This window comes from Endozoicomonas sp. SESOKO1 (assembly GCF_024606265.1).
GTDB lineage: Bacteria > Pseudomonadota > Gammaproteobacteria > Pseudomonadales > Endozoicomonadaceae > Endozoicomonas.
In genome coordinates, this window is the sequence record NZ_JAHHPP010000338.1 from 1 (window position 1) to 9,621 (window position 9,621).

The following is a 9,621-nucleotide window of genomic DNA, read 5'->3' on the forward strand; positions in this document are numbered from 1 at the left end:
GGCTGGTGGTGTCTGCCGGTGTGGCGGTTTCCGGTGGTGGTGAAGCCGCCGGGGCGGGAGTAGGCGGCTTTGCCACCAATGCCCAGAAGCGTTCCAGCGAAGCCACCGTGGTTAACAGTACTGTCAATGCCGACCAGCTGACCATCGATGCCAACAGCTCCAAGCTGGCGCAGGCGGTATCTGCCGGTGTTGCTGCCGGACTTGGGACCACTGGCGGCCTGGGCGGGGCTGCGTCGGTGGTGATTACCGAACAGATGGGCGATACCCGGGCATGGCTCCGTGGTGGCACCACCAATGCCAATAAAGTGGTGGTGGTGGCTGACAGAAGACAGGAGTCCAATGTCGCTGCTGGTGCCGCCGGTATCGGTACCACCGTTGGTGTCGGGATTGGTCTGGCGGTCAATATTGTGGGTGGTGATTCTCAGGCCATCATTGGTAACGACCTGGACGACAATGGCGACACTTATACGACTACTGTCAATTCAGACACGGTGACGGTTGATGCTGACCGTGTTTCCAGTGTTAACAGTTATACCTTTGGTGCTGGTATTGGCGGCAGTTATGGGGTTGCTGCCATGATCAATACCACGGAGTTCCGTGGTGAAACCCGGGCGGCCATTCATGGCTATCTGGACTCCAGTGATCTGACCACCGATATTCGCGGCAGTGATGGCACGTCTGCGGCAACCAATGTAACGGTCAATGCCCAGGAGATTCAATACGCCAATCAGATGGCTGCCGGGATTGGTGCCGGTGCCAGCCTCGGTGTTGGTGCGGTTGCCAACGTGGTGCTTGGGCGCTCCCAGGTCTATAGCGAGGTGGTAGGTTCTGATATTAAAGCCGGTACCCTGGATGTGGATGCCGCGGCGCAGCGGGAATCAGACCTGATCAGTGTGGCCGGTGCAGCTTCAACCAATGTTGCTGCCGCTGTCAGTATTGGTGTTGCTCTATACGGTCAGGGTGATACCACGGCGGAAGATGGCACCAATGCGGAAGATGAATTTGACCCCAGCCGTAATGAAGCCAATACCGTTCTGGCTACCGACACCGCTGGTTATAACCGACATCTGTCTGATGAAGATATTGCTGCCCTGGAAGCTGATTCCGGACTGACCATCACCAGGGGCAGCGCCCCGGCAACGTCCACGACCACCGAATCCGGAAAATCCCTCAAACTCAGTGGGGAGAGTGTCACTGCCGCCCGTATCAGCGGTGGTCTGGTGGATGTAGATACCCTGAATGTTAACAGCCGGACACTGCAGCACAGTTACCAGGGGCTGGGAGCCGCCCAGGCAAGTTCCGTCGGGATTGCCGGGGTGGTGGGCATCAGCCGCTCCTATGAAATGAATATTGCCACAGTGGATAGCAGTGTTAAAGCCAACGATGTGGTGATTGGTGCCAGCCTGGAAAATGTCAGCGATGACGATGCTGCCCTGGAGATGAAGAGCTTTATTGTCGGCCTGGGTGGCACCAGTGTGGTTATCAACTACACCGATGCCCGCAGTGAGAACCGGGTGGTGGCGGGTATCAATTCCGCTGAAGGTGATGATACCGGAGACTTGCAGGTTACCGCCAGGGACAGTACGGAAATCCGTCTTGGTGATGTCAGCAGTGGTAAACCGTCGTCTGTTACCGATGGTTCGCTGAATATCAATATCGGTGCTGCCGCTATCGGTGCCAGTGTCGGCTATGCCGGGAAAGATGGCGATATTGATGCCTGGATCGGCGAGCAGGGCAAACTGATTGATGGCTATAACAACATTACGCTATCTGCTGTTAATGAGGGTATGGTCAAGAGCACTGGCTTTGCCCTGGCTGGTGGTCTGCTGGCAGGTGTTCAGGGAGTGGTCACATCTGCCCATGATGACTCGGATGTTAATGCTACCGTTTATGGCACGATTGGTACCGGCTCTGGTGTGGTTAATGTCAATGCCCAGTCAGCACCCAGCCTTTACTCCAGTGCCTATGGCGTAACCGTGGCTGCCGGTGGTGCCATGGGTGGCTCGTTTGCTTATGCAACCACAGAGACCAAAGCCCAGGCTGAAATTGCCGATGGTGCCATTTTTAATGGCAACGGTAATGTGGTTGTCCGCTCCGAAACGGGCAGCGGTAACGACGGTTATGAAACCGCGTACGCCGCCGCCTTTGCCGCATCCGGTGGCTTGCTGGCCGGTATTGCCGGCAGTGAAGCCAGGGCGACCAACCGCTCACAGTCCGTTGCCAAAGTGGGTGATGGGGTATCCATTCCTTATTCTGACTTTTCCGTTTATGCCCGCCACACCGGTGTACAGATTGCCGATGCGGATGGTTATTTTGTCGGTCTGGTGGCTGGCGGTTATCAGACGGGTGTTGCTCAATCCTTTACCTCTGCCAGGGTTGAATTTGGCAAAGACCCCATTGCTGCACTGGAGCGCACCGGTGATCTGATTCTGGACGCCAACAGTTTCAACCAGAACCAGAGCTTTACCACCGCCGGTGGTGGTGGTTACTACGCAGGCAGTGCTGCAGAGTCGGTGATGGACGCCGGTGATTATGGCAGCGGCCAGTACTCGGCAGCGGTGCTGGTGGATGACTGGTCCAATGGTTACCGGGTGTTGCCGGTAGACGCCGGTGGTGTTTATATTTCCGCCGCCAGCGAAACCGAGTTTTTCGCCGGTACTGATTCCACCACGGTATCGGTTGTCGGTGGTTCTGGCGCCACCTCAAAAACCGAAGTGGATACCAATGTTCGGGTAGACCTGGGCAAAAACGTCAGCTTCTCTGCCATGCAGGTGGATATTGATGCGTTCAACAGCGCTTACCAGATCCAGAACCCCTATTTCAGCGGTTTCACCGCTTCAGTGTATGGCGCAGGCGGTGGTGCGGCCAATGGCTCTGCCGGTCTCTCTTACCAGAATCTGAAAAACCTGACCGCTGAGGTGGTGCTTGGCAAGAAAGGTGTGCTGAAAATATCGGACCTGGCCTGGCTGGACAGTACGTACGATCACAACATTACCATCGACGCCAACACCGACTTCTATGTATACGACGAGTCCAAACTGGAAATTGGCGGTGCACTGCAGGGAGCCGGTGCGGAGTCAGACGTTGATGTTAATACCCGAAACAAGATCACCGTCGGCGAAGGTTACAATATTTACAACCCGGTGGGTGAAATCGGGATTGGCACCTACTCCAGGGGATCAGCGGTTGCCCAGGCAAACGTCAGTGTGTGGGCGGCAGCCGGTGTGGCCGGTGGGGTCAGCAAGGTTAATCTGGACGTCCTTAACCAGGTGAATATTGGTAAGAATGCCGTTATTAACAGTTATGGTGATGTTGGTATCTACAGTGGCCGGGGCAGTAACTACTTCCAGGAAAACCAGCTGACCAGTAATGCGCTGGCCAATGTGTATAACTGGACCGCTATACCCATTCCTGCAGGCAATAAAGCCAAATCCAATATCTCACTGACCAATAATGTCGAGTTTGCCGATGGTTTTGCAGTGGGCTCCGATAGCCACGTCTTTATAGAGGCGAACGAAGGCGCGTTAAGCGCCACCCATCGCGGCATTGAAAAAAATCCCTACCTGGAGCTGTTCAGTTCAGAAACCACCTTTGGCAGCAGTGACTCCAGCACCAGCAATGTGCTGACCTTTAACGGCAGTGGTTCCGTTGTGGCAGGGCAGTATGCCTATCAGTGGGTTGAGGTGGATACCAATGGCAGTATCACATCTCAGCTCTACCGTTACGGTACTGCCGCCCAAATGGACGACAAGTATTCCAGCCGGGCAGAGCTGGAAACCTATATTCAGGAGCTGCAAGACCGTATTGCCGAGCTGGAGGCCTGGACACCAGACTCCGGTGCTGAGGGTATTGATGTGGCCGATGGCGCCGATGATGATGCGGTGGGTGATCCTGGTGCTGAAGACCCTGCTGCATCCGGTGGCAGTGGCGATAATCTGGCTGTGGATAACAGCAATCCGTACCAGACGGAAATTGATCAGTTGAAGTCGGAAGTCGTATTATTGTCGGCCATCGTGGACGATCTGTCCGAGAACCCCAATTTTGCCATTGAGGTTGCCAATGTCCGGGCAACCGCCGGTAACGTTAATCTGGTGGCAGATACCATCTCGTTGGCCGGCTCCAGCAAGCCTTCCTTTACCGCCAAAGGTGACGCATACATCCGGGTTGACAATAAAACCGACGAGCACCTGGTGCTCAACAACCTGAGCATTACCAATCAGACTGGTGGTAACGTCTTTGTCACCGGTGGTGCATCACTGTCGGATACCTATATCGATGAGCAATCCGGCAGTGATTATACCGATACCACCGGGATCACCATTGATCACGCACCAACGGGCGCTAACTATCTGGACTCCGATGTCATCATTAACGGTGATATTGCCAATCTTCTGTCCAGTGTCAATATCAGCGTGGCGGAAGGTGATTTGATTCAACAGGCCACTATTGAAGCAAACGCCATTAACCTGGATGTGAAAAATGGCAGCCTGTTATTGAACAGCAATAAGCCGCAGACTTATGGACGGGACCCGGATGCCCTGGTGAATTATACCTCAGGATGGAAACCGGCCTCTGCAGATGACTTTGTCAATTACTATATAAACGACAAATACAGTACGGCTATCAAGGCCACAGGCATCAGTAATTTTAATAACTGGTTCTCCGGGCGGGCTATTCGCCATACCGATAGCCAGATCAGCTATTACCAGAACAGCAGCAGCTGTAAGTCCTGTGACTACGGCTACGATGAGATGAACATCTACTTTAACTGGGGATTCGCCAATGCCGCTGAATACCACGGTAATGACGCTATTGTGTTTGAGATGAGGACCAACAGCGACAGTCGTGGAGGCAGCAAGTGGAAGTTCAAACCGATCTCCAATAAACAGTCCAGCCTGACGAAAAGTGCCAGCTACAGCCAGGTGAAAAATTCGTTGGGAGGAACAGGTACTTCGATCATTGGGGAAAAGGTGGTCATTAATGCCCAGCGTCTGGATATCAACGGCAAGATTGTTGTGGGCACCGATAACAGCTGGTCGGTGGATGTGGGCAGCGGTTTTGATGCGGAAATTGCCCAGTATATTCGCGATGCCGGATTGTCAGCGGGCGATAAGGTTTCTATCACTCCGGGCCAGAGTAAGGTGTTGTTTGTCAATGGTGCCTGGAAGTGGTACGACTTTGATGTTTCAACCAATTCCGGCTCCTCCGGTATCGGGCTCACCTATGATGTGGCCACCGGGCATATTACCGCTGATGATATTCCGGTCAGTGGTGGTGGTTATGTTGCTATCCGGGCCCGGATTTCATCCACCGGCGAGGATGGCAATATCACGGTCAAGGATGGCCTTGGCCAGATCGATATCAACAATGACTCAAACAGTCAGCTGGTGCTGGGCACCATCAGTGCCGGGGATGATGCCACCGGTATTATCCGCATTACCGACCTGAACAAGAGAAAGAATATTCCAGACGATGGTCGTGGATATGCGGTTGAGTACAGTGAATGGTTTGTCCATTCACCCGGCAGCAAAATCCGCAAATATGAAACCAGTGCATGGGATGTCAGTTACGAAGAATCGGACTTTATCGGGGAATATGGCGGTACTGGCACCACGTCAACCATGACCTATAACCCGGTGGCCGGTCAGCTCTATTACATCCGCGAAGGTGCGACGATTGCCCGCAGCTTTGACCCACCCGGAGACAGTTCCGCGCCTTATGATGGTGGCTCTATTGATGGTTACTTTGGCAAATACCCGAACACCCTGGGTGACTGGTATTACGAGACCAACTGGAACACCGAAACCAGCTACTACACCACCTGTACCTACAAACCGGAAGCCTGTAGCGGTGGCACTGCCTCCAACTATCTGACGCAAACCTACGACTATGGCAGTGCGTCTGTCTGGCGGGTGAACTGGGGGCTGAGTTACGACAAGTATTACGGCAGCAATATGACCAATGTGGACCCACTGGTGGAAGTTGCCTACCGGCTCAGCATGGATACCCATACCTACGTCAAGGCCGACAATGCCATCAAGTTTCAGTTCACCGGTCTTGCTAATGGTTCCATTGACCTGACGTCCAAGGGCAATATCCAGCTCACCGGTAATGTCTATAACCCCAGCGGTACCACCAACATCAGTACCCAGAAGAACCTGATCACCGCCGGTTCAACGGCTATCACCTCGGATATCACCACGATCTCGGCAAGAGGGGATATTGGCAGCATTGAAAATCCGCTGTCGGTGATCACTGACGAACTGGGCATGGCTTCCAGTCATGGCTCCCTGTATTTCAATGTCACCGGTACCGATGGGGATGTTGAGCTTCAGCACCTGAAAGCAAAATACGACATCGTCGGTGTGTTTGATAAGGGGATTGCGGCCAAAAACAGCAGCACCATTATTCAGGCAGATCAGCTGGATCTGACCAGCTCAACCGGTGGTATTGGTAAAGTGGGAACCATCGGTAATACCAGTACTTACCAGTTTATTAATATCTCCACCACTGGCGCGGTGAAACTGAACGCGGCGACGGATATCGCGGTTTATCAGGCCAGTGGTGATCTGGAACTGTACAGCGCCAATGCCAGCGAAGAAGTGGTGATTAAACTGGGCAATGGTCGTTTGAAAAATGCCATTGGTCGTCTGGATAAGACCGATGAGGAGCTGGCCTACGATGCCGCCGTATGGGACAGCCTCAATCTTCTGGATGATGATGCCGGTGCAGTCACCGTATCCTCCTACGAAAACCAGTTTACCCACAAATATCACACCCTGTGGATGCTGAAGCAGCGTCTGAGTGAAACCAGCGACCAGGGGTTTACCATTGACCCAGCCTATATTGAAGCTCTGAAGCTCCGTTACAACGAATCAGATGAAGCTGCGCTGACCAGCCTGGTCAAATCAGACTATCAGGGCCTTGAGCAGTGGTTTGCTGACCAGGTTGCCACACCGGAAAATTTCGTGAACCCGGAAGATGCCATTGGCGTGGAGCAGAAAGGCATCCTTAATGGTTACGACTATGGGGACCTGTTGACCGGCGATTATAACCAGGATTATAAACTGACCCTGACTCAGGACTCTTCCTGGTACACCGATATGGTGGATGGCGCCCAATGGCAGCAAAGCCAGCTGGATATCAGTATCTCCTCCACCGCCCTGAACGGTGATGCTTCCAGCCAGTTATCCAATCGGGATGCCAATGTCACGGCTTCTGACGTCCACTTTCTGGTGAGCAATGGTGGGGTTGGTGAAAACCTGGATGACCTGGTGTTTACGGTCAATACCACCGGTAATGGCACTGTTTCTGATGCCCAGAAAGCCGCACTGCTGGCCGCCGGTGCTGGTGATATTGCCACCGAGGTTGCCGACAGCTCAGTTACCTTCCGGGTCAAGCAGGTTGATCCCATCAAAGTGGATGTTCCCGGAGAGCTTTATGCTTCAGCCAGTGATGAGATTTATATTGAGTCCACCTCCGGGCTGACAATAGGACAACTGATCTCAACCAGTGATGATGTTCGTCTGATTGTTGATGGTGCCATCGGATCAAAGTCCGGCCTGACCAATATTCTTGGCCGTGATCTCTATATTTCCAATACCCGTGGTGATATCGGTGCTTCCGGCAATGCACTGAAGATGGATCTCAGCGGTGCCCTCCGCCAGGCGGGTGCCGCAGCTGATATGTACCTTCACCACGTGAATGGGGACCTCTATCTGGGCTCGGTCAGTGCGGGTGGCTTGCTGTCGATCTACAACAATAATGATCTGCTGGCCTATAACAATGAGAGCTTTATTTCTGCGGACAGCTTTGTACTTGATGCAGAAAACCACAATATTGGTGCCTCCAGCGGTGCGCTTGATGTCATTATGACCGGTACCGGCGGACTGCAGATGGACGCCGGTAATGCCTGGTTGAATGCGCGCGATACCAGCCTCTTTACCCTTGATAACACGGATGTGGATAACCAGTTTACCCTGACCAGCGCCGGTGCATTGGATATTCAGGGCAATATCAAGGCGAAGGGATTAAAGCTGGATGTTTCCGGCGATATTACCGGCGACGGTGGCCTGACAGTCAATGTTAATAATCATATTGACCTGGACGCTGCCAGCATCGATCTGGAAGGAGTAGCCGTCCGGGCCGGAACCGCCAGCCTTTATGCCCAAAGTGGCAGTCTGACATTGTCCGATATCACCACGACCAGTGGCTTGATGTCTCTCTTGGCCAATGGCCAGATAAACCTGAAAGGCGGCGTACTTACTCAGTCCGGTAATCTGGTAATGGATTCCAACCGTCTGATAATGGACAGCCAGGCAACTATCAACAGTGCCGGTAATATTACCGCCACAGCATCCGACGCCATGACCCTGTTTAACCTGACGGCCAATACCGGCAAGGTTAAGCTGACCACCGCTAATAATCAGAATGCTGCCCTGGGCACCATTGCCCTGACCGGATTGACCGCCAGAGAGGCTGAAATTACCAGTCAGACCAGTATTACTGCTGGCCAGATCGATATTGACAATACTGCGGTGCTGAACAGTGGCACCTTTACCACGGTGAATGCCGTGGCCACCTCCGGTGATAACTTCAGCATTACCGCCGGTGACGATATTACCCTCAACGGCCCACTGACCAGCGAGCAGGGTTCGATCATCCTTCGTGGCCAGAAAGATCTGTTTGTCAATCGTCGTCTGGATGCCAGCCGGGAAGTGGATGTGGATGTTGTCGGGGCGTTAATCCTGGATGCTGCACAAACCATCGCTTCCGGTCAGAAGACAACGCTGAAAGCTGCCAGCCTGCAAATGAACACAGGTAGCCTGCTGGATATCGAAGGTGATCTTGAACTGGCAACGTCCGCTGACCAGGTACTTGCACAATTGGATGTAGAAGGCAGCCTGGATACGGACAGTGCCACTGGCTCCATCCGCTTCAATGAACGGGCCGATATAGCTATGGCTGCGGATATCTTTGCCGCAGGTAACGTGACCATAGCGGAGCAGCAGGAGTTATCCACAGGCAGTGGCCTGAAGGTTCAATCCAGTACCCTGGAGCTTATGTCTGGCAGTACTCTGGATGCTGGCACCACACTCAACCTGATCAACAACACCCTGAGTATGGGGGATGGTTCTCTGCTGAAAGCCGCACAGGACATTCAGACAAAAACCTCAGGCAGTGCGACGTTCCATAAAATTCAGTCTCTGCAGGCGATTAACCTGTCAGCCGGTGATGCTCTGGCGGTAAACAACAAGATTGATGCAGGTAGTGCGCTGACGATCGACGCCGATGGAACGCTGACACTTCATAAAGCAGTTACCACCAAAGACAATATCACGATTGATGCTGTTGGCGTGGCCACCATCAATCGTCAGTTGACCTCAACAGAAGGGGGCTTCCAGTTCCGTGGTGACAGTCACCTGATGATTAATAACACGGTATCTACCGGGGGCAACTTTACGGTTACTGATGCTCAAGCGGTATCCCTGGCAACGGGTAAAAGTATCGTCTCTGACAGTGCTGTTGCCATTAATGCGGCTGCTATTCAGATGGGGGCAGGCAGCAAGCTGGATGCACTGTCAGCACTGACACTGACGACAACCGGCAATCAGCAGCTGG

1 protein-coding gene is annotated in these 9,621 nt (G+C 53.3%); it reads left to right on the forward strand.

The annotated features are described in order from the left end of the window. A partial coding sequence (locus KDK13_RS15265) for a hypothetical protein (RefSeq protein ID WP_257285835.1) occupies nt 1-9,621 on the forward strand: 9,621 nt, incomplete at both ends.